This window comes from Spirosoma litoris (assembly GCF_054776755.1).
Window position 1 is genome coordinate 91,449 of record NZ_BAAHBI010000075.1, and the last position, 20,661, is coordinate 112,109.

The following is a 20,661-nucleotide window of genomic DNA, read 5'->3' on the forward strand; positions in this document are numbered from 1 at the left end:
CAAGAACTTACTAAGTGACATGTGGGTCATATAAACCAGCACGATTTGGTATACTAATTTGGTGTTTACAAATAATATGCCAAATGATTTTCGCACAAATAAATTAACATTTTTCGTTATTGGTTAACTATTTATTTAATCGACTCAAATCAGCATCTACAAGTTTGCCAGATTGAATTAACAGCCGATGACGGAACGTAACGCTCTGACCTGCTGGCAATGAGTAATTCAGAGCTGGCGCCTTACCGCTGCTCATCACTGAAACTCCTAATGGGTTAGCGGCAAACAAACCATATCCCCGAGCATGCCAATACGTTGGGTAGCCTACATTTTTGGCATGGTCAAATAAAACAACAGAAAGGTCTTCTCCATTTATGGTACCCGTTAATTTCACCCATTGCGCCCGTGTTCCCCAGACGGCGTCGCCCTCTATACCTTCGCTGCTATGATATAAACCTGTTACGCCTTTATTATTCAATATAGGCACTTTGGTCTCCACACCTTGCGCATCAGTAAAAACCTCCGGCTTAGTAGAGGGCTGCTCAAGTTGGCGGGCAACGCGCAAAGCAATCATTCCTTCTTTATTGTCTTTAAAAACAACCTCTTTGTCGGTCGCTTTCAGGGTTGTAATTCGTTCAATTGTACGATTAGCTGCGGTAGCCAGGAATTCATAGGTAGTTGTTTCCTGAAGCATTGCTTTGCCATCTTTATCGAGCCAATCGGCAGTGACTACTAAAGTAGCTTTCCCTTTCCCACTTTTCATGGATTTTACGCCAGTATGAACAATGGTGCCAAATGGACCTTTATGATCGGCGCCAACCTGAATGGAGTTATTCCAGAAATCGTGGCCATTCACATCACCATAGTTAAACCACATACCCACATGGTGAGGGTGATCGACTCGCTCATCAGGTCGGGGATCGAGTGGCCAGCCTCGCGTAATAAAGTTTCCTCCTGCCGACAGAATGGGATACAGAACCGGCTTTTTCAACACTGTCGGTCCTGGATAAATGTAGGCGGTAAATGGCTTTCCATCGACTATTACAGAAATACGTTTCTGGGCTTCGTCGTGAGTCAGTTGAATCTGATTCGATTGGGCTCGGCTGGCAAGGATCGTACTGAAAAGGAAGAACGCAATGAAATAGTAACGCATCAGCTAATTAGTTAGTCAAAAGTAGGAATCGAAAGGATAAAGGAAACGCAAACAAATCGCCCCAAACTAAGAAGCTGGGGCGATTTGTTTGCTACTGAATACAAAGATATAAAGCCGCTTAATTACCTAATAAAATTTTATTTGTTACATCCTGATCAATCGTGATATACCCTGGATAATTCACCTGCTTACCCAGCAAATCCAACGTTGGTTTAATCTTAATCGTCAGTTTAGAAGGCTGGGTTCCACTTGCACCCGATAGGTTTTGTACCAATTGCGTAAAAGCATCACGCGTCTTACTGTCTGTAAGCAACTGATACGCGTTGGTGTTCAACTGAACCGGAACGCGCGTACGGCCACCACCGGGTTGCACTTCGATACGCTGATTCAAAAAACCGTTGAACAACTCTTGTCCAGCTAACAGAATCCGGTATTCCAGTTGATTGATTCCAGCCAGTTTGTTGGTTGGGTTGGTAATATCAATATTCAGCCGGGCATTCAGAGGAACATTCCTTGTAAGTAAGCCTGCTGCCAAACGAGGATACTGAGCGGGGTTAATATCCTCTACCTTCCGTAGTTGCCGAACATCAATGCCTGCCAGATAAATGCTATCGGCAGAAGCAATCGTATAACGGCAAGCGCCAAGCGTTTTGGCCTGAGAAATCTGGTTATTGACACTACATTGGCTGAACAATAGGGGCAATGCTGCCAGTAGTATAACAAGTGCTTTTTTCATAGTTGACTTAGTCCTTTTTGTATAAACATTCGACAGTACGAAAAGGGTTTGGTTTAATTGTTTTTAACGAATACCATTTGTGTCCGGTCTGCTTTAGCTACCTTCTTCCGGAAATCAACCCATTCGGCATAAGCGGTGGCCGGAAATTTTCCACCATGCATAGTTATATGACGGACATACGTGATCTGGTCACCGTTAATTGTTAACTCTGCAGTATATCGCCCAAATTTGGATTCTATCGCTACCGGAGCTAATTTGAATTCAGGCGTATAGCCTTTAGGAAGCTGATAGGAAATAGTATCACTATCATCAAAATCGTAGTTCGTTCCTAAATCAACGGGTGTTTTGCGCGCCTGCGTTAGTGGCGTTGCGGGCGAGAGAGCCGACATCAGGTTAAGCGGTAGAAACAGCCGACTACCGCTGATCGTTGCCCATTGACGAACATCTAGTGCAAGGCTCTCGGTGACTGCCGGAATGATTCCAGGCTCTTCTTTATAGCCAAATGTGTTTAACTCAAAAGCGGGTATACGAATGCGTTTGAGTAGCCAGCTACGCTGATCATCACGATTAAGGTGATGAAGCGCGTCGACATAAGCATCTTGCTGGAGGCCCGTATATCGGGTTTGAACATCGGCAGTGGCATCGCCCTGTTCAGTAACCTTGACCGTAATATGCCGTTGCTGCCGGTTATCGGTCGATTTATAGGAAGGCGTTTTTACTAACCGACTGCCATCGGGCATAATAAGCAATGCGTGTCGGTTACCCGTAAAATCACTAACATAACCTGCTGGACTGTTTCCGCTTGTGCACTCCAGAAAAAGCGTATCACGCCCGTCAGGTACGCACAGGATAACGTGATTAAACTGGAAGCTTGGAAAATCGGCTAACGCATCCGGTTCATCACCCCCGGCCCGAACCAGCGCTGGATAGGCGGTCACGCCAACAGCTTTTAACAATGCCTTAGTATAATTGGTCAGCGCTTTGCAATCACCGTATTTACTGGCAGCTACCTTATCGGCTTCAATGGTTTGCCAGCCTCCAATACCTAGCTGAACACTAACGTAACGGGTATGATCCTGTAAAAACTTATACAGTTTCTGTACTTTTTCACGTGTAGTTGATTCCGTTTTCGTCAACTCCAGTACCCGTTGCCGTAAATCATCAGGAATTTGATCTCGGCCTTCATTCAGGGTATGGTAAAATTTCCCTAAATCATTCCAGGTCGTTATTTTTCCTTTGTAACTCTGCACCTCAAAATCCGTAGGAGCCGTATAAACAATTGGCACCTGTTCTCGCGCAGGAGGAGACAAAGGTTCAAACTCAAGAGCTGGTTGGTTTGCCAACGTCCAGGTATAGGTTTTCCCGCCATCGGGAGACGACGAAACGACTCCAGGTGCTGGCAGATTCATTTCTTTATAGCGCAACGCCATCGTTGGCGGCAATGTTACTGTATACGTTGCCTGTTCAACAGACAAGTGCTGCCCAGATTGTGGTACCCAGGTTGGGTAAAACATCAGGTTCCGCTCAGTTGTCTCGACCAGAAATTCTACGGTGTAGGGATAACTGGGTTGCTTCGGGAAAGCCGCGGCTTTCATCCGCTGATCATCGAAAAGATTATAATCGGAATAGGTGCTGTAATCGCTAATGTCGGCTTTCTTCAGCTTCTTAATCAGCTTCCCGTCGGCGTCATAAAGCGCCCCTTCCATATTGGTTATTTTCGAAAGCTTATCATAGCCTACCACTTTCGTTGCCTGCCCATCGCCTTCTTTATCCAGTACAGTAACCACCGTATATTCCCGTTGAGCAGCTTCTCCTGGTGATTTTACGGCAAATACCGTTTCGTGCCGACGAACCACCGCGTGCGCATTTTCTTTCAATGTGGCGGGAATAGACGCTGCTTTATAATCGATTTGTGCCCAAGCCACCTGACTTGTTAGCAGCAAAGCCAGAAAAAAGTTCTTCATACCTATTTTTTATCCGCAATTACTCCCCGTTTCAAGACAACCTGCTCAGCATGCTTCGCTACAATTCGGCTGAACAGTTCCCGTAACGGTCCATATTCGCCAGCATAGAACATCGGTTTGCGGAGTAGAATCCGACTGATAACCTGAAGTTTGTTCGCGTCGTTAACCGAAACCTGATAAATAAATCGACCGCCATTTTCGGGCAAAACCATAGAAACAGGCTTGGGCATTTCTTCGACTGTAAACCCCTGGGGCAGTGTATAGGTGGCGATAAAAGTCTCTTCGTTCTGCACGCCAAAATCGACCGGATAAACTCGCTCCGACTCTTTAAACGGATTGATAGTGTGCGCCTGCGTAATCATAGGCCGGAAATAAAGGCGATCCCCAGCCCGTCCGCAAGCTTCCGGAATAGTTAATGTGTAATCTTCGTTGAAGGCGCTGCTTTTAACGTCGGTTCCCGAAAATTCGGCCTTTTCAATTTGCCACGCAGGCTGTTTTTTACGAATACCGTCCAAGTACTTCGTTTTCCCGTCAGTTGTAAACGATTTTCGAGCGCTTAGTGCATCGTACCCACCATGCGAATGCCGGAGAGTCCCGGATAGCTCCCCTTCCTCATCCAGGGTAAATGTTCCCGTATAGGCTTCAATATCACGCTCTACCGGAACGAGCGATACAAAACGAGCTTTTTTTACATGCACAAGCCGACCAGTCTGGTTCAGGCTATGCAGGGGTAACATACCCGGCACCAGGAAATCGTCGGTTGCATCCAAGAGCATATCTTTGCCGCCAACCCAAACCTGCGCCACCACATAGTTGAATTTCTTAATCAACGCATAAGCCTCATTAATACGGCCGTGATCTCGGGTACTCAAAATCACCGGATTGGCGTCAATATCCATCTCCCTAAGGAGGGCAACGAGCATCAGATTGATATCGGCCGCATCGCCTTTTTTGTTATCGAATACTCTCTTCAAATCCTGTGAGGCTACCAATCCGGCCTCATTATTCCACTTGATATTTTTCTGAATGAACTCATACGCGGCCGTGATTCGCCCGAGTGTATCGGCATGCTGACTGAGCAATGTTTTAGCCGTTTCTCGAAGAAAACCAGCTCGTTTAATCTGACCACCAAAATTGGAATGCTCCAGTAATGTCCGGTCCAGATCAGGCCAGTTCACCGAAAAATCCTGCGTTTGCTGCCCTGGTCGTTGGTATCGGGCTAATTCAAATTCGATTTTTGCCAGGTAATCTTCATCATTGATTACGTAAGCTTCATCGCGGAAAGCGGGAATATCCTTCATGGCAAACCGATAAACAGAGGCTGAAGCCCCATTCTCGCCCGGAAACAGATCTACATACGCTGTGTTGCGTTCATTTACCAACAAGGGTATATAGCCGCTCTGAAGCATTTTGTAATAAAAATAATCGGGTATGGTAATCCGATACTCGCTCCATTTAACAGGTACATTTTGCTGAAATCGCCACGTTTGTGGATTGTAATTTATACTGAAGGGCGTATGTCGTGTGTATCGATATTCGATAATGGAACCTTCATGAACATTTGGAAGCGTATATTTTTCCATCCAAAAGTCATTAGACGCTTTTTCGGTGAAATGACCTGATTTGGCTAGCTGGTCAATCGAAATATCGCCGTTGTTATTGTTGTAGGTATAGCCATCAAAATCAGAGATAAATTCGTGTTGGCCCGAGTTGCCCCGTCGTGTAGACAGTTGAATGGTAGCTCGGCCATAAGCTGATTTCTTAGCGATTTTTGTTCGCACATGGCAAGTGACCTTCAACCATATATGGCCTGACTCCGTCTCAAAAGATGCTTCGCCATAATCATACAGGACTACGGCCTCTGCGGTTGAATCAGCGACGGCATTTACAAACTGATCAGGAGTCACAACTCCGAATTTGACGCGTGGAGCCGGATCAGGGGCTTTCTGGGCAAACGTTAGTGGTGCGACGGCAAGCAAAAAGACAATAGTTAGCCCCGAAAAACGGCGGCATAATTGGAGTGAAAACATGAGTGGTGGATATATAGTAAATCACTGAAAATGCGATTGCTAAACGATTACTTTTTATCAGCAATCGTTCCTCGTTTCAAGACAACCTGTTCGGCATGTTTAGCGACAATTTGGCTAAATAGCTCTCGTAAAGTTTCATACTCTTCAGCAAGATATACCGAACGACGCAGTTGAATACGACTGATAACCTGAAGCTGATTTTCAGCATTCGTAGACACCTGATATAAAAATCGCCCCCCATCGTTAGGTAGTGCCATAGAAATAGGTTTAGGCATTTCTTCAACCTGAAAGCCAGTAGGTAAGGTGTAAGTGGCTGTGAAGGTCTCTTCAATTGGCACAGCAAAATCGACAGGATAAAGTCGCTTGAGTTCCTTAAACGGATTCGCCATATGCGCTTCTGTCAGCATAGGCCGGAAATAAAGTCGATCCTCAGTTTTGGTACATGCTTCAGGGACAGCAATTGTATAAACTACGTTGAAAGCGCTCGTTTTTACGTCCGTTTTTGCAAAATCGGCTTGTTCTATTAGCCAGCTAGGGCGATTTTTTTGAATACTTTCCAAGTATTTCGCTTTTCCTTCACTGGCAAACTTTCTACGAGCACTCCATCCACTATAGCCGCCTTGTGAACGATTAAGTTTTCCTGTCACTTCACCATTAGCATTGAGCGTAAATGCACCTGTATAGACTTCAATATCACGTTCTGATGGATAGAGTGATATAAAGCGAGCTTTAGTTGGATGAATTAGTCGGCCCTTTCCATTCAGGCAATGAATGGGCAACATACCCGGTACCAAAAGATCGTCGGTTGCATCTAAAAGCACATCTTTTCCACCTAGCCAGACATGAGCTACCACATAGTTGAATTTCTTAATCAATGGATAATTATCGTCCATTCGGCCATGTGATCGTGTACTTAAAATCACAGGATTTGCATCAATATTCATTTCCCGAAGGAGGGCAATCAATAGTAGATTGATATCAGCCGCATCGCCTTTTTTGTCATCCAATACTTTTTTAATGTTTCGAGACCAAATTGCTGATTCATTATTCCATTTTACAGTATGACGAATAAAATCATAAGCCGCTCGTATGCGTCCTAGTGTGTCAGCATGTTCAGTAAGCAGCAATTTTGCCTTATCTCTCAGGAAGCTCGCATGTTTAATTTGCCCACCAAAACTGGCATCATCGAGCAATGTTTTATCAAACGCGGGCCAGCCAACCAAAAAATTATGTAACATTCCACCAGGTAATTGATAACTGGCTAGTTCAAAATCTACCTTAGCCAAATAGTCTTCAGCAGTTGTAGAATAAACCTCATTTTTAAAAGCAGGAACATCTTTTGCAGCAAATCGATAGGTTACTAATGAAGACGATTTATATTCATTAGCCATCACGTCAAAATAGCCACTTTGCACTATCTGATAGTAAAAAAAATCAGGAATAGCGACACGATACTCGCTCCAATTCACGGGTATATCTTGCTGAAATCGCCAGGTCTGAGGATTGTGGCTTACATTGAAAGGTGTACGAGTTGTGTATTGATAATCAATAATAGACCCTTCTCGAATGTTAGGGAAAGTATATTTTTCCACAAAAACCTGTTCTGATACTTTTTCAGTAAAATGTCCTGCCTTATTCAGCCTATCAGTCGTTACGTTTCCATCTGTGAGATTAAATGTATAGCCATCAAAGGCCGAGATATGTTCGTGCTGACCAGCTAAACCACGACGCACGGGTAATTGAATAATTGCCCGATCATAAGCTGATTTTTTACGAATCTGTAACCTGACGTGATATTGGCATACTATCCATAAATCGCTCACATTAACGTCAAAATACGATTCACCATATTGATATAGCACTACAGCCTCAGCTGTCGAATCAGCGGATTTACTGGCAAATTGATCTGGGGTTATTTTCCCAAATTTGATATCAGGAGGTGTATCAACGGGTTTCTGAGCAATACCTAAACCACTCCAAAGCAGAAAACAGGCCGTAGCAAACACGGCCAAACGGTGGCGGGACAGGAAAGTGAACATCAATGGTGGGTAAATTAAAAATCAATTAACGCGGCAAGATAATCGTTTCGTCAGATACCGCCAACGCTCAAAATGAAGTTGGGTAGGTTATCTGCTATACGATACTATTCCCACGAAAATTTCAGCAGCGAGACACCCTGGCGAGGCAATTCCATTTTCAGATTTACGACACCATCTTTCACTGTAATCCACTCGGGTGATGTAAGCAATTGCAATTGGCCTGCCTTTTCTAATTCAGTTATCTGCTCAGGCGTCGGGCTTTTGGGCGAGCCCATCTTTTTCCAGGCCTCGTAGGAGTTACTAAACTGCTTATCGATTCGGTAATGCTGCAGCAGGACTTTGGATACCGGAACGCCTTTTACCTGAACGGATACAGGGGCATCAGGAGCGGGTAAATTATCATCATGGTAATTCCAGACCATAACCGAGGCTGTTTTCGCATCTTTCGTTGCAAAAGCATTGATATCGTCTTCAGCTCGGACACTCTGATCCCGAATTCGGGCATAATCGTACGCGAGGCCGCCTTTTACCGCTACCCGATTGCCCTGCATCATACCAAACATTCGAAATACATTCAGCACGGGCTTATCGACGCCATTGGTCGCCAGATCCCGAAACCCCCGAAACCAGGCTTGATCTTCAAATTCGAAAGCCCAGGTAACAGCCCCTTCCAGATTGACACCACGAGCCTGCGCCAGATCATATTTTCGGGCAAAGGACGCTGCGGTGTAGCTTGAATACATAGTTCCATTCCGATAGGCATTCTGCGGATGCAAATCCTCCGAACAGGCCGCACAGCCTTCGGGATCAGATTCGCCAATGATAATCGGCAAGTGTTTCAGAGTCGGATAAGAGGCCACAATTTCAAAGCCTTTGTCGATGTCGCGAAGTTGCGTGCCCATATTCATCTGAACGGCTCCATTCACCAGCTTTGGTGCACCTTTGGCGTGAAACGTGATGAAATCAATGGGGGTGCCCGTTTTACCTGTTACGTAGTTTTTACCACTTACGACATGATCCATGAAGGCTCTAAAAAACTTGGCTGATACATCCCAATTGGGGCCAGTCACTTCAGGGCCACCTACTTTAGCCGTTGGCAAGGCGCGTTTTACGGCATCGGCTGTGTAATCATAGAGTTTGATGTATTCTTCGCTAGTGCCTTTCCAGTAACTAATATTGGGTTCATTCCATAGCTCCCAATACCAGCTTTCTACTTCTTTCTGGCCGTACCGGCTAACGGAATGCTTTACCCATTGATACACCAGTTCTCCCCATTTGGCGTAATCCTTCGGTGGATACGCCCAGCCTGTATAAATATCGTTGTAGTTATCGCCAGGTTTCCAGTAGTGCCGATAAGGCTGTGGATGCGTTGAGAGTGCTTCTGGCATGAAACCAATCTGGGCAATGGGCTTCATACCGCGTTCTATATACGTATCAAAGATTTTATCGACAATCGTCCAATCGTAAACTGGGTTTCCTTTTTTGTCCTCAGTATAGGCATTGGTCGATCCCCATTTTAGGGCTGCCTTTCCATCACCCGTAACCAGCAGACTATGCGCCCGAACATTGACCGGCACCTTGCTCAACTGTGAAATTTCGGTAAGCAATTTCTTACCATCTTTCATGTAGGTGTAGTTCGGTTCGTCGTAGCCAAACCACGCCCAGATAGGTTTAATCGGCCCTTTATCGACAGACAAATCGACCTCGATGGCAACGGGTTTTTGCGGGGCAACTTGCGCCCAACTGGCGTTGAGTACGCATGCACTTAGGAATGTAAATACTAATCGGGCAGTCCGTTTCCGTTGCATCATGTAGTAGATAAGCTCTTGTTAAGGGTATAGAACGCAGATTTTTATGATTGGTAAGATCAAGCCTGATAGCTATAATCATCTACTGCTCATTTTTAAAATCATAATAAACCAGACGGATCGTAAGAATCAGCGGGTTATTGTTTCTGATAAACCCGTACATAATCAATCTCGTACCGGCTGGGAAATGGAGTTGTCGATGGATCGCCCCCATTATCGCCACCAATGGCCAGGTTGACTAGTAGATAATGAGGCTGGCGAAACGGATTTATACTCGTCCCATCTTTATTGATGGTTTCCGAAAGCATAACCTCAGTTAACAAGGTATCATCGACATAGAGTCGAATGGCGGTCTCGTCCCAATCCATACGCCATACATGAAATTTCGTCGACCAGTCAGGATCGTTAAAAAAAGACATTGGCCTTTTAGTACTGCGCCATTCAGCGGTGTAGCGTTTACCGGTTGCCCAGGCAACATTGGCCAGAAGCATATTCCGATAATACTCCATAATGTCGATTTCGCCGTTGGAAGGCCATTCCCCTTTCACGCCTAATGTCCAGAAAGCGGGCCATAGACCCGACTTGGTTTCAATTCGTCCTCGTATCTCAAACCGACCATATTGCCAACTGTGCAATCCATTGGTATGCAAGCTGGAAGACGTATAGTCAATAGTTGGCCTGTTGGTTTGCCAGTTGGAGCTATTGGCCTGATACGTTGGATTGGGCTTTTGCTCGCGACGTCCTTCAATGATCAAAAAACCATTTTCGCAGTGGGCATTGTCTGGCTGATACCACTGAATTTCATGATTCCGTACAAAACCCGTTTCGAATTTCCAGTTCTCCGGATTGGGCGGTCCAGCCGTTTCAAATTCATCAGCCCAAACTAATTTCCAGTCTTTATCTGAGTGAGTAGATGATTGAGCAGATTGGCCGAAGCCGTTAAGTGTAGCTATTGTAAGAACAGTCAAAAGAAGAGTTAATCGGGTCATAAGCAATCACGCAGAATTAGATTGGATAGCATTTGGTATGACCCCGATGGGACGGTCGGCCGCTGCCGTCAAATGTTTATAGAAAGACTCTATTTGCTATAAACATTTGACGGCAGCGGCCGACCGTCCCATCGGGGTCACACAGGCAGTATAAAAATGATTGAGTCTAAATTTGCTTGATTGCTTATGTTCTAAACACAGAGGTACAGAGAACACAGAGTTTTTTACATTAGTAATGATAAGATTCTGTGCTCTCTGTATTTTAATACTCTTTTACGCATTCACGCGTTTTCCGTCGACCAGGCGCCAGATGTTCAGCGGATTGGCCGCTTTCAACTCGTCGGGGAGCAGCGCATCAGGGAAGTTCTGGTAGCAGACTGGCCGGGCGAAGCGTAAGATAGCATTTGTACCGACTGACGTAGAGCGGGAATCCGTGGTTGCCGGATATGGGCCGCCATGTTGCATAGCATGACTGACTTCAACACCCGTTGGGAAACCGTTAATCAACAACCGCCCTACTTTCTGTTCCAGAATTTCGAGGAGGTCGGCATACTCCAGCAATTCGGCATCAGTGCCCCACACCGTAGCCGTCAAGTGGCCTTCCAGCCCCCGCGCTACAGCCAGTAGTTGCTCACGGCCAGTTGCTTCGACCAGAACGCTGCTTGGTCCAAACACCTCTTCGGCAAGAACCGGGTTGGCCAGCAAGGCTTCGGCAGAGGTTTTCAGCAGTGTTGGCGTACCATTGGCAAAGCTCTCGGTAGACGTAGCCTGTCCAACGATTTCCACCCCTTCGGCAGCCGTTAATTTATCAATACCTGTTGTAAACGCTTTTTGAATACCTTGCGTGAGCATCGTTGCGGGTTGACTATTAGTTATACCCTGAGCCGTTGCTTGTATAAACGAATCGGCCTCTGGCGATTGCTCAACCACAGCCAGACCCGGATTCGTACAGAATTGTCCAACACCCAGGGTAATCGACCCCACAAAGCTCTGTGCCAGCGCTCCGCCTTTTTCTTTAAGTAATTGAGGCAGAAAGAAAACGGGATTCGTACTGCCCATTTCGGCATAGACAGGAATCGGTTCGGGACGGCGGGATGCCGCATCGAACAAGGCTTTCCCCCCCCGGAATGAACCCGTAAATCCAATAGCCTTAATAGCCGGATGCTCGACAATGGCCATCCCTACAGCTATCGTTCGTCCCTGCACCAGTGAAAATGTGCCAGCGGGCAATCCACAGGCAACAACCGCCCGACTAATAGCATCGCCAACCAGTTGCGATGTACCCGGATGAGCTGGATGACCTTTTACAACAACTGGGCAACCAGCTGCCAGCGCCGACGCGGTATCGCCACCCGCGACTGAAAACGCCAATGGAAAATTACTGGCTCCAAATACGCCAACAGGTCCCAACGGACGCAGCATCTGCCGCAAATCTGGCCGAGGCAAAGGCTGGCGGTCGGGCAAAGCGGTATCAATACGGGCCTCCACCCAAGAACCTTCGCGTAGATATTCAGCAAACAGGCGAAGCTGGCCAGTTGTACGGCCACGCTCACCAGTCAGGCGAGCCAATGGCAGCCCCGATTCTGCTTGTGCTCTCGTTAATAATTCATCGCCCAGCGCTTCGATTTCGGAAGCAATTTTTTCCAGAAAAGCGGCTTTCTCTGCGCCCGATTTCTTACGGTACTCTGTAAACGCTTCGGCAGCTCGCTCACAGGCCTGTGCCACTTCGTTCGTGGTTGCTTCGTTAAATTGGCCTGGCAATGACTCGCCAGTAGCTGGATTAATGCCTTGAAATAATTCGGTAACGGGAGTTGTAAGGGAGTTTGTCATAACGACAGGCAGGTGAATGTTATAAATAATCGGGACAAAAATAGCCCGTTTTTCAGGAACACTTTATCAAGCGAAACGTTCCGGTTTAAAAGCGGTAATATCCATGCTTCTAACCGAATCGGTCAACAGTTCGCTTACTAATTTGCCGGTAGCTGGCCCTAAACTCAATCCCATCATGCCATGTCCTGTGGCTAGCACAACATTGTCATAGCGCTCTGTCCGGCCAATGTACGGCAACCCATCGGGTGAGCAGGGACGTAAGCCACGCCAAACCGTATCGACTGCTGGCATACCAACTGCTATATCTGGGTAATAATTGTTAATCGACTGAACGATACCACGTACCCGATTCATATTTACCGTCATATCGGTGCCAGCCACTTCGAGGGTTCCCGCGAAACGAAGATCGGCTCCCATAGGCGTCGCTGTAGCACGGGCTTCGAGCATGATAGCCGGTACCCGAACATTATTCATTACGTTCCGAATCATAAAGCTGTATCCTTTTCCGCCCTGTAAGGATAGGTTTATATCTAGCTGACGAGCGATTGTGGGAGACCACGCTCCACCTGCCACAACAACCGCATCGACAGCATAATCACCCTGCGATGTGTGCACAGCTGTTACCTGTGAACCTGTTTTTACGAAGCCGGTAACAGTATGATTTTCCAGAATGGCAACGCCAGCCTGACGTAGATAAGCTACTAATGACCGAATCAATTCGTTCGGATTCAGATGTGCATCGCCGGGATATAAAATACCTCCCCGTACATCGACCCGCGTATTGGGCTCCAGATCCTGTACCTGCTGGCCGTTGAGTACGCGTGCTTCGATACCCGCATGATTGGCTACTTCAGCTTCTTCGGCCATTTCATGCTCGGCCGACGCGGTTTTGTAAAGCATGAGCAAACCCCGCTCCTGCCACTCAAAAGCTAAATCGCCATTGGCGGCCAAATCCTGATAAAGTGTTTTGCTCAACAAGCTGAGATCGCGTAAGACAGGAATTGAACGCTCTACGTGTTCGGGTGTCGAATGGCGATAGAAGAGCCAGCCCCAACGCAGTAAATCGGCGTTCAGGCGTGGTTTGACATAAAATGGGCTGGTCGATTTCAACATCCAGCGCATTCCTTTGGCAATCATACCCGGCTGGGCCAGTGGAATAATGTGACTAGGTACAATCATGCCCGCATTACCAAACGAGCAACCATCGGCAATAGGCCCCTGATCGAACAGCGTTACTCGATGCCCCGCTTTGTGCAGGTAATAAGCAGAGCACAGCCCAACAATTCCTCCCCCTACAATACCAATATGTGACATTTTTAAAGAGTGAAAGAGCGAAAGAGTGAATGAGTGCTGTCCAGAGCAATCGCTCTTTCACTCTTTCGCTCTTTCACTCATTTTTAAATAACCTGAAAACCAAACACGTACGGATCGTCTTCGTCGAGGATAATGTGATTGTAACCGTGAATCCGGGCCCAGCCTTCAATGCTTGGCACAATGGCGGGCCGATTGGCCAATTCAGTTTCCTGCTCGATACGTCCGTTGAAAATTGACCCGATGATACTTTCGTGTACAAACGTATCGCCCGGTTTCAGTCGCCCCTGCGCATACCACTGTGCCATTCGGGCCGATGTACCGGTTCCACAAGGCGAACGATCGATGGCTTTGTCACCATAGAAAACGGCATTTCGGGCGGTAGACGTTTCTTTCAGTGGTTTACCCGTCCAGAGGATATGACTCAGCCCGTTGATGGTTGGATTTTCGGGGTGAACAAATGTGTATTGCTCATTCATTCGCTCACGCATCGTACGCGCCCAGCCGATAAGCTGCTCCGCTTTGTAATGCTCCAGACCGGGGAAATTGGGCTGTGGGTCGACAATCGCATAGAAGTTTCCTCCGTACGCCACATCGACAGTGAGCGGACCCAGATCAGGGCATTCGACCGTCAGTTTTTCAGCCGCCAGATACGATTTGATGTTCGTGATCTTCACCGAAGTGACCTTCCGCCCCTCCTGCTTGTATTCTGCCCGAACCAATCCGGCGGGTACTTCGAGATTAAGGACTCCGGGTGTTTTGGGCGTAATCAGGTTTTGCTCGATGGCCACCGTTACGGTACCGATAGTCCCATGTCCACACATCGGCAAACACCCCGAAGTCTCAATAAACAACACACCCGCGTCATTGGCAGGATCAGTAGGCGGATACAGAATACTCCCCGACATCATATCGTGGCCACGGGGTTCAAACATGAGTCCCTTCCGAATCCAGTCGTAGTCGCGCAGAAAATGCTGACGTTTTTCGCTCATGTTTCCGCCCTGCAAAAACGGAATACTCCCCCCCGTAACAACCCGCACCGGATTGCCACAGGTATGGGCGTCAATACAGAAAAAATGAAATTCAGCCATGTTTTCAGTGAAGAATGAAGAATGAAAAGTGAAGAATAATTGATATCGCCTTTATTCTTCACTTTTCATTCTTCACTCTACATTAATAATTGGTCGCTTCGCCAAAGCCGTTTGAATCACCTCAAGTACTTGCTCACGCTCGGCACCGATGAGTGGCAGGCGTGGTGCACGTACATATTCTGAACCCAGGCCAGTTGCTGTAGCAGCCAGCTTGATATATTGGACTAGTTTTGGATGAATGTCCAGTTCGAGCAAGGGCATAAACCAGCGGTAGATTTCCAAGGCTTCGGCTACCTGACCCGCTTTGGCTAATTCATAAATAGCAACGGTTTCTACAGGAAACGCATCGACCAGACCACCAACCCAGCCATCGCAGCCGAGCAGCAGTGCTTCCAGCGCCAGCGTATCAACACCGCCCAGCAGTTTGTAGCGATCACCAAAGGCATTCCGCATCCGCGTTACATTAGTCAGATCGCGCGTCGATTCTTTTACGGCCTGAATGTTAGGCAGTTCAGCCAATTCGTGAAACATGGCTACGGTTGTCATGATCTTATAATCGTAGGGATTATTGTAGATCATGATCGGTAACGACGTTTCCTGCGCTACTGATTTAAAATACGTAACCGTCTCACGGGAATCAGCAGGGTAACGCATCGGGGGCAGGAGCATAAGTCCGTCTGCTCCATTGGCTTCCGCTTCGTGGGCTCGGGCAATGGCTTGTTTCGTAGCCTGTTCCGCGATATTCACCAAGACTGGCACTTTTCCATCACTAACCGCCAAGCCCGATTTCAGTAATTCGATTCGCTCCTCGTTCAGCAGCGTACTGGCTTCTCCCAAAGAGCCGCCAATGATAAACCCATGTACACCTGCATCGAGCTGAGCCTGCAGATTTTTTTCAAAAAGAGGCAGATCGAGTTGATCATCGGCCGTAAATGGAGTCAATAAAGCGGGATACACACCTTCCCATTGCACAGAGACGTTCATGCGGTATAGTCGGTTGATTAAATTCAGTCGATCAAAGTTCTGTATTTCAGGTAAAATGCAAATACCGAGAATTAGTATATTGTGGTACTATTTTCACCTTTTCTATATTTGTATACGACACATTTACAGTTTTCATGAATAAGCTAACCGCTGATGACCTGATTTACGGGTACATAAACGGGATTTTCCCAATGGCCGACGCCGACGGTACGCTTTATTGGTATGCCCCTGATCCTCGGGCTATTATTCCTATCCATAGTTATAAACCGGCTAAATCACTTCGCCCAGTTCTGAACCGAAATCAGTTCGAAATCCGTATCAATACAGCCTTTTCTGACGTCATGCGCGCCTGCTCGAAGCCTCGTTCGGAAGATGATAGCGTCTGGATTTCCGACGAAATTATTGACGCCTACACCGAACTACACCACATGGGGTTGGCTCATAGCGTTGAGACGTATATAGACAATCGGCTAGTAGGTGGTTTATACGGCGTGGCGCTAGGCTCGGCTTTTTTCGGTGAATCGATGTTTAGTGCCGTTAGTAATTCCTCTAAAGTAGCCTTCCATAATTTAATCCTGATCCTACGCCAACAAAAGTTTACGTTGCTTGACACGCAGTTCATTAACGACAATGTTCGGCGATACGGCGCTATTGAAATTCCCAAAGCCGACTACCTCCGGCAATTGAAGACGGCCCTCAAACAAAAAGTCCGTTTTGCCGCTCTGATCTCTGAAAAGGTTTAGGTAAATCACGGTTTTTGGTTGCTGTAAGTTGGACTTACCCAGCCCACCGAAAACCAAAAACCGTATACCCAAAACGGTAAATCCCTATCTTTGCCCGCATGTCAAAACCAGTTCTTGTCCTGAAGTTTGGGACTGCTTCGATTACAAAACCTACCGGCGAGCCCAATGAACCCGTTATGGTCGATATTGCCCGACAGGTGGCTGCGTTGCATCCTCACTATCGTATTGTGCTTGTTTCGTCGGGAGCAGTGGGTGCCGGAAAGTCTTTAATCCGGGATTATAAAGGCGATATTACCCAGCGTAAAGCCGCTGCGGCAGTTGGTAATCTTTTATTACTCAATCAATACTCTCGTTTCTTTTCCATATATGGCATTTCCATTGCGCAAAGCCTTTGCGAGCGTCATCACTTTGCCAGTCGCGACCAGTTTCTGCAATTAAAGCAGACGTATGAAGAGCTGTGGGCCAATGACCTGATTCCGATTGCCAACGAGAACGATGTAGTTAGTAATCGTGAATTGAAGTTTTCCGATAATGATGAATTAGCAACACTGATCGCTGTGGGCTTCGGAGCTGAAGCGCTAATGCTTTGCACATCGGTAGGTGGTTTATTGGATGCCGATGGAAAAATTATCCGTCAGGTTGTTGAGTTCGACGAAAGTGTCTTTGGCGTTGTCCGGACCGATAAGTCATCATTAGGTTTGGGCGGAATGGCCTCTAAGTTAACGTTCGCCAAACTCGCTACCCGAATGGGCGTTCGTGTCGTTATTTTCGGACTAAACGAACCAGATGGCATCGGTCGGGCCTTACGAGGAGAGATAGGTACCGAGTTTACACCCCATCCAATAGCCCCCTCTGCGCGAAATCGATGGTTAGCCAGCGGTAGTTTAGCCGTTGGGCGTGTCCAGATTGATACCGGTGCTGTACGCGCGTTGAAACAACGTAAGAGTTTATTGGCAGTGGGTGTACGAACAGTGCTCGATGAATTTACAGCTGGCGAAATGGTGGATATTCTAGATGAAGACCAGGAAACGATAGCTGTAGCCCGAGCGCGAATTTCATCGGAAGAATTATCGCAACAGCTTAATCAGCAAAATGTTGAGGTTGCCAATGCGAATGATATTGTACTTTTGTAATTATGACTCCAATTACGCCACTTCTCCAGGCTACTCAGCAAGCTGCAGCAGCCGTTCGGCGGCTTAGCCCCGCTGAAAAAACTGATTTACTCAATCGGCTTGCCGATATTTTAGCAGAACATACTGCCGAAATCGTCGCTGAAAATCAGAAAGACCTCGATCGAATGCCGGCAACCGATCCTAAATACGACCGGCTTAAACTGACAGAAGCCCGCGTAGCTGATCTTTCGAAAAGCTTACGCGAAGTAGCCGTATTGCCCGATCCGGCAGGAGAAGTTATTCTGGAGCGTACCATTGAACAGGGCTTGCAGCTTAAGAAAATTGCTGTACCACTAGGCGTAGTAGGTGTTATTTACGAAGCTCGACCAAACGTAACCGTCGATGTGGCCTCCTTGTGCCTACGTTCAGGTAATGCCTGCGTGCTAAAAGGTGGCAAGGAAGCCGACTTCTCGAACCGATATCTTATTAGCCTGATTCAAAGCGTACTCGTTGAGTTTGGGGTACCCAAAGCCGCCGTGACCTTGCTCCCACCCGACCGGGCGGTTGTTAATGAGTTACTCACTGCAACACGTTATGTAGACATCATTATCCCACGTGGTTCGGAATCACTGATTCAGTTTGTGCGTAAAAACTCACTGGTACCCACTATCGAAACGGGTGCTGGCGTTTGCCACGCTTATGTTGAACAAACTGCGGATTTAGATAAAGCAGCCGCTATTGTTGTGAATGCCCGTGTTTCGCGCCCATCGGTTTGCAACTCCCTCGACTGTGTGCTGGTTGATGAGGCCATTGCTGAACGTTTTCTGCCTATGCTAACCGCTGATTTCAATAAATGGAACGTAGAAGTTTTTGCTGATGAGCCGTCTTATGCCATTTTTGAGAAAGCGGGCTATACAAACCTGCAACACGCACAGCCAGAAGATTTCGGTCGCGAGTTTCTGGACTATAAATGTGCCGTAAAAGTTGTGGCTGGTCTGGACGAAGCCTTGTCGCATATACAGGCCTATTCGTCTCGCCACTCCGAAGCGATTGTCTCTCAGGATCAATCGCTTATTGAGCAATTCCTACGCGAAGTCGATGCAGCCGCCGTCTATGCGAACGCGTCGACCCGCTTCACCGATGGTGGTGTATTTGGCTTAGGTGCTGAAATCGGCATTTCAACGCAAAAGCTCCACGCTCGTGGCCCATTCGCGCTAGAGAAATTAGTTACTGAGAAGTGGATTGTTGTGGGTGACGGGCAGGTGCGTTGGTAAGCGGAGACGCCGTATTAAACTACGCGATATTTTGTGTGACCCCGATGGGGTCAGATGTTTATAGAAAGGTTCTAACTACTATATACATTTGACCCCATCTGGGTCACACAGAAAGTAAGCACTTGGAAATGTTCTTGCTTGATAGCTACATAAAAACAATACAGCCAATAGTCATTCAGCGATACTTCTCGTTTGACGCCAACGTACAAAAGGAACGGCATTGATATTTTCAATACCCATACCAGTCTCCCCACCACTTCTGTAAACTCCGACGGATTTCGGCTTCGCGAGCGTTGTGGCCGGGTTCGTAGAGCTTATGGCCTTTAAGGTCGTCGGGGAGGAAGTTTTGTTGAGCAAAGTTGCCTTCGTGGGCATGTGAATACTGATAGTCTTTCCCGTAGCCAATCTGCTTCATCAGCTTAGTAGGCGCATTACGCAGATGCAAAGGCACTGGCAAATGAGCCGTTTGCTCTGCCAGAGCGATGGCCTCATCGATAGCAACATAACTCGCGTTGCTCTTAGGCGATGTTGCCAGATAGACCGCTACCTGCGACAAAATAATCCGTCCTTCGGGCATACCGATCGCACGAATTGCCTGTACCGCTTCTGAGGCCATAATCATCGCCGTTGGGTTGGCATTGCCTATATCTTCCGAGGCCATAATCAGCATACGTCGGGCAATGAAAATCGGGTCTTCACCGGCTACAATCATCCGGGCCATCCAGTACAAAGCCGCGTTTGGATCGGAACCACGCAACGATTTGATAAAAGCTGAAATAATGTCGTAATGCTGCTCACCTGACTTATCATAGCGGGCAATATTTTGCTGCGCTACGGTCGTCACGCCTTCGTCGGTAATCACTAACGGATCGGCCGATACGTGAGCCGATGCAACCAGTTCCAGAAGGTTTAGTAGCTTTCTCCCATCGCCACCTGATAGCCGAAGCAACGCGTCGTACGAGTCAACTGTAATTTTTTTTGATTGCAAAAAGGCATCCTGAGCAATCGCCCGGTCAATTACCTGAATCAGTTCTTCTCGATCAAGCCCTTCCAGAATATAGACCTGACAGCGCGATAGTAACGCACTGTTTACCTCAAACGATGGATTTTCGGTAGTAGCCCCAATGAGCGTAATCTGTCCTTTCTCAACAGCTCCAAGCAGAGCGTCTTGCTGACTTTTATTGAATCGGTGAATTTCGTCGATGAAAACCACGGGAGGGAACATTCCACTTGGGCGACTCAGCACATCGCGAATTTCTTTCACGCCCGAATTGATTGCGCTCAGAGCAATAAAAGGCCGTTTAACCGCTTCGGCTAATAATAGTGCCAGGGTAGTTTTGCCAACTCCTGGAGGTCCCCATAAAATCATGGAGGGTAACCGACCAGAATCTACCGCCCGCCGAAGCGCTCCATTAGGTCCAATAAGTTTACGCTGACCAATAACGTCATTTAGTGTTCGAGGACGTACCCGCTCGGGTAAAGGCGTTGAGTCTGTATTCATTCAACGAAGTTACGAAAGTAACGTGGATGGAAATCCGCGTAGTCGAAGGCTAACATGTAGCTATCAATTTTACCAGACAAATTAGCCTTCGGCTAC

Annotated in this window: 15 protein-coding genes; 3 read left to right on the plus strand and 12 right to left on the minus strand. The window is 47.2% G+C overall.

Features of this window, described 5'->3' with window-relative positions:
• Nucleotides 1-127 precede the first annotated feature (127 nt).
• From ACYVGR_RS35635 to ACYVGR_RS35685, 11 genes are all read right to left on the minus strand, one after another.
• Nucleotides 128-1,153 (minus strand): DUF6807 domain-containing protein, encoded by a 1,026-nt coding sequence (locus ACYVGR_RS35635; protein ID WP_460965380.1) that lies wholly within the window; start codon nt 1,151-1,153, stop codon nt 128-130.
• A gap of 118 nt (nt 1,154-1,271) precedes the next feature.
• Nucleotides 1,272-1,889 carry a hypothetical protein gene (locus ACYVGR_RS35640; protein ID WP_460965382.1) on the minus strand — a complete coding sequence of 206 codons (618 nt, stop codon included), beginning with the start codon at nt 1,887-1,889 and terminating at the stop codon, nt 1,272-1,274.
• Between the two features lie 53 nt (nt 1,890-1,942).
• Nucleotides 1,943-3,853, minus strand: a complete 1,911-nt coding sequence (locus ACYVGR_RS35645; protein ID WP_460965383.1) for a DUF3857 domain-containing transglutaminase family protein — start codon at nt 3,851-3,853, stop codon at nt 1,943-1,945.
• Between the two features lie 2 nt (nt 3,854-3,855).
• Nucleotides 3,856-5,883 carry a transglutaminase domain-containing protein gene (locus ACYVGR_RS35650; protein WP_460965385.1) on the minus strand — a complete coding sequence of 676 codons (2,028 nt, stop codon included), beginning with the start codon at nt 5,881-5,883 and terminating at the stop codon, nt 3,856-3,858.
• A gap of 47 nt (nt 5,884-5,930) precedes the next feature.
• Nucleotides 5,931-7,922, minus strand: a complete 1,992-nt coding sequence (locus ACYVGR_RS35655) for a transglutaminase domain-containing protein (protein WP_460965387.1) — start codon at nt 7,920-7,922, stop codon at nt 5,931-5,933.
• A gap of 104 nt (nt 7,923-8,026) precedes the next feature.
• The gene (locus ACYVGR_RS35660; RefSeq protein WP_460965389.1) at nt 8,027-9,733 is read right to left on the minus strand and encodes a GH39 family glycosyl hydrolase; all 1,707 of its coding nucleotides are present in this window, start codon (nt 9,731-9,733) and stop codon (nt 8,027-8,029) included.
• Between the two features lie 134 nt (nt 9,734-9,867).
• Nucleotides 9,868-10,719: a glycoside hydrolase family 16 protein gene (locus ACYVGR_RS35665; RefSeq protein WP_460965391.1), complete on the minus strand. Its 852-nt coding sequence runs from the start codon at nt 10,717-10,719 to the stop codon at nt 9,868-9,870.
• A gap of 273 nt (nt 10,720-10,992) precedes the next feature.
• On the minus strand, nt 10,993-12,549 hold the full coding sequence (locus ACYVGR_RS35670) for an aldehyde dehydrogenase (NADP(+)) (protein WP_460965393.1): 1,557 nt from the start codon (nt 12,547-12,549) through the stop codon (nt 10,993-10,995).
• 66 nt (nt 12,550-12,615) lie between these two features.
• Nucleotides 12,616-13,863 (minus strand): NAD(P)/FAD-dependent oxidoreductase, encoded by a 1,248-nt coding sequence (locus ACYVGR_RS35675; protein WP_460965395.1) that lies wholly within the window; start codon nt 13,861-13,863, stop codon nt 12,616-12,618.
• Between the two features lie 83 nt (nt 13,864-13,946).
• Nucleotides 13,947-14,951 (minus strand): 4-hydroxyproline epimerase, encoded by a 1,005-nt coding sequence (locus tag ACYVGR_RS35680; RefSeq protein ID WP_460965396.1) that lies wholly within the window; start codon nt 14,949-14,951, stop codon nt 13,947-13,949.
• Nucleotides 14,952-15,023: 72 nt separating this feature from the next.
• On the minus strand, nt 15,024-15,935 hold the full coding sequence (locus ACYVGR_RS35685; protein WP_460965398.1) for a dihydrodipicolinate synthase family protein: 912 nt from the start codon (nt 15,933-15,935) through the stop codon (nt 15,024-15,026).
• 134 nt (nt 15,936-16,069) lie between these two features.
• Here ACYVGR_RS35685 and aat point away from each other — a divergent pair, with 134 nt between their 5' ends.
• The 3 genes from aat (at nt 16,070) to ACYVGR_RS35700 (ending at nt 19,064) form a co-directional block, all read left to right on the plus strand.
• Entirely contained in the window at nt 16,070-16,678 is a 609-nt protein-coding gene (gene aat / locus ACYVGR_RS35690) for a leucyl/phenylalanyl-tRNA--protein transferase (RefSeq protein WP_460965400.1), read from the plus strand.
• Nucleotides 16,679-16,776: 98 nt separating this feature from the next.
• Nucleotides 16,777-17,811, plus strand: a complete 1,035-nt coding sequence (gene proB, locus ACYVGR_RS35695) for a glutamate 5-kinase (protein WP_460965401.1) — start codon at nt 16,777-16,779, stop codon at nt 17,809-17,811.
• A 2-nt stretch (nt 17,812-17,813) separates the two neighbouring features.
• Nucleotides 17,814-19,064 carry a glutamate-5-semialdehyde dehydrogenase gene (locus ACYVGR_RS35700; protein ID WP_460965403.1) on the plus strand — a complete coding sequence of 417 codons (1,251 nt, stop codon included), beginning with the start codon at nt 17,814-17,816 and terminating at the stop codon, nt 19,062-19,064.
• Nucleotides 19,065-19,293: 229 nt separating this feature from the next.
• On the opposite strand, the gene ACYVGR_RS35705 is transcribed toward ACYVGR_RS35700, so the two are convergent.
• Nucleotides 19,294-20,565: a replication-associated recombination protein A gene (locus tag ACYVGR_RS35705; protein ID WP_460965405.1), complete on the minus strand. Its 1,272-nt coding sequence runs from the start codon at nt 20,563-20,565 to the stop codon at nt 19,294-19,296.
• Nucleotides 20,566-20,661: the final 96 nt, after the last annotated feature.

Bases quoted from the DNA above. Each gene is read 5' to 3' on its own strand.
- ACYVGR_RS35640 (WP_460965382.1), bottom strand. From the start codon at position 1,889: ATGAAAAAAGCACTTGTTATACTACTGGCAGCATTGCCCCTATTGTTC.
- ACYVGR_RS35650 (WP_460965385.1), bottom strand. From the start codon at position 5,883: ATGTTTTCACTCCAATTATGCCGCCGTTTTTCGGGGCTAACTATTGTC.
- ACYVGR_RS35655 (WP_460965387.1), bottom strand. From the start codon at position 7,922: ATGTTCACTTTCCTGTCCCGCCACCGTTTGGCCGTGTTTGCTACGGCC.
- ACYVGR_RS35680 (WP_460965396.1), bottom strand. From the start codon at position 14,951: ATGGCTGAATTTCATTTTTTCTGTATTGACGCCCATACCTGTGGCAAT.
- ACYVGR_RS35660 (WP_460965389.1), bottom strand. From the start codon at position 9,733: ATGATGCAACGGAAACGGACTGCCCGATTAGTATTTACATTCCTAAGT.
- ACYVGR_RS35635 (WP_460965380.1), bottom strand. From the start codon at position 1,153: ATGCGTTACTATTTCATTGCGTTCTTCCTTTTCAGTACGATCCTTGCC.
- ACYVGR_RS35700 (WP_460965403.1), top strand. From the start codon at position 17,814: ATGACTCCAATTACGCCACTTCTCCAGGCTACTCAGCAAGCTGCAGCA.
- ACYVGR_RS35670 (WP_460965393.1), bottom strand. From the start codon at position 12,549: ATGACAAACTCCCTTACAACTCCCGTTACCGAATTATTTCAAGGCATT.
- ACYVGR_RS35685 (WP_460965398.1), bottom strand. From the start codon at position 15,935: ATGAACGTCTCTGTGCAATGGGAAGGTGTGTATCCCGCTTTATTGACT.
- ACYVGR_RS35705 (WP_460965405.1), bottom strand. From the start codon at position 20,565: ATGAATACAGACTCAACGCCTTTACCCGAGCGGGTACGTCCTCGAACA.
- ACYVGR_RS35645 (WP_460965383.1), bottom strand. From the start codon at position 3,853: ATGAAGAACTTTTTTCTGGCTTTGCTGCTAACAAGTCAGGTGGCTTGG.
- ACYVGR_RS35665 (WP_460965391.1), bottom strand. From the start codon at position 10,719: ATGACCCGATTAACTCTTCTTTTGACTGTTCTTACAATAGCTACACTT.
- proB (WP_460965401.1), top strand. From the start codon at position 16,777: ATGTCAAAACCAGTTCTTGTCCTGAAGTTTGGGACTGCTTCGATTACA.
- aat (WP_460965400.1), top strand. From the start codon at position 16,070: ATGAATAAGCTAACCGCTGATGACCTGATTTACGGGTACATAAACGGG.
- ACYVGR_RS35675 (WP_460965395.1), bottom strand. From the start codon at position 13,863: ATGTCACATATTGGTATTGTAGGGGGAGGAATTGTTGGGCTGTGCTCT.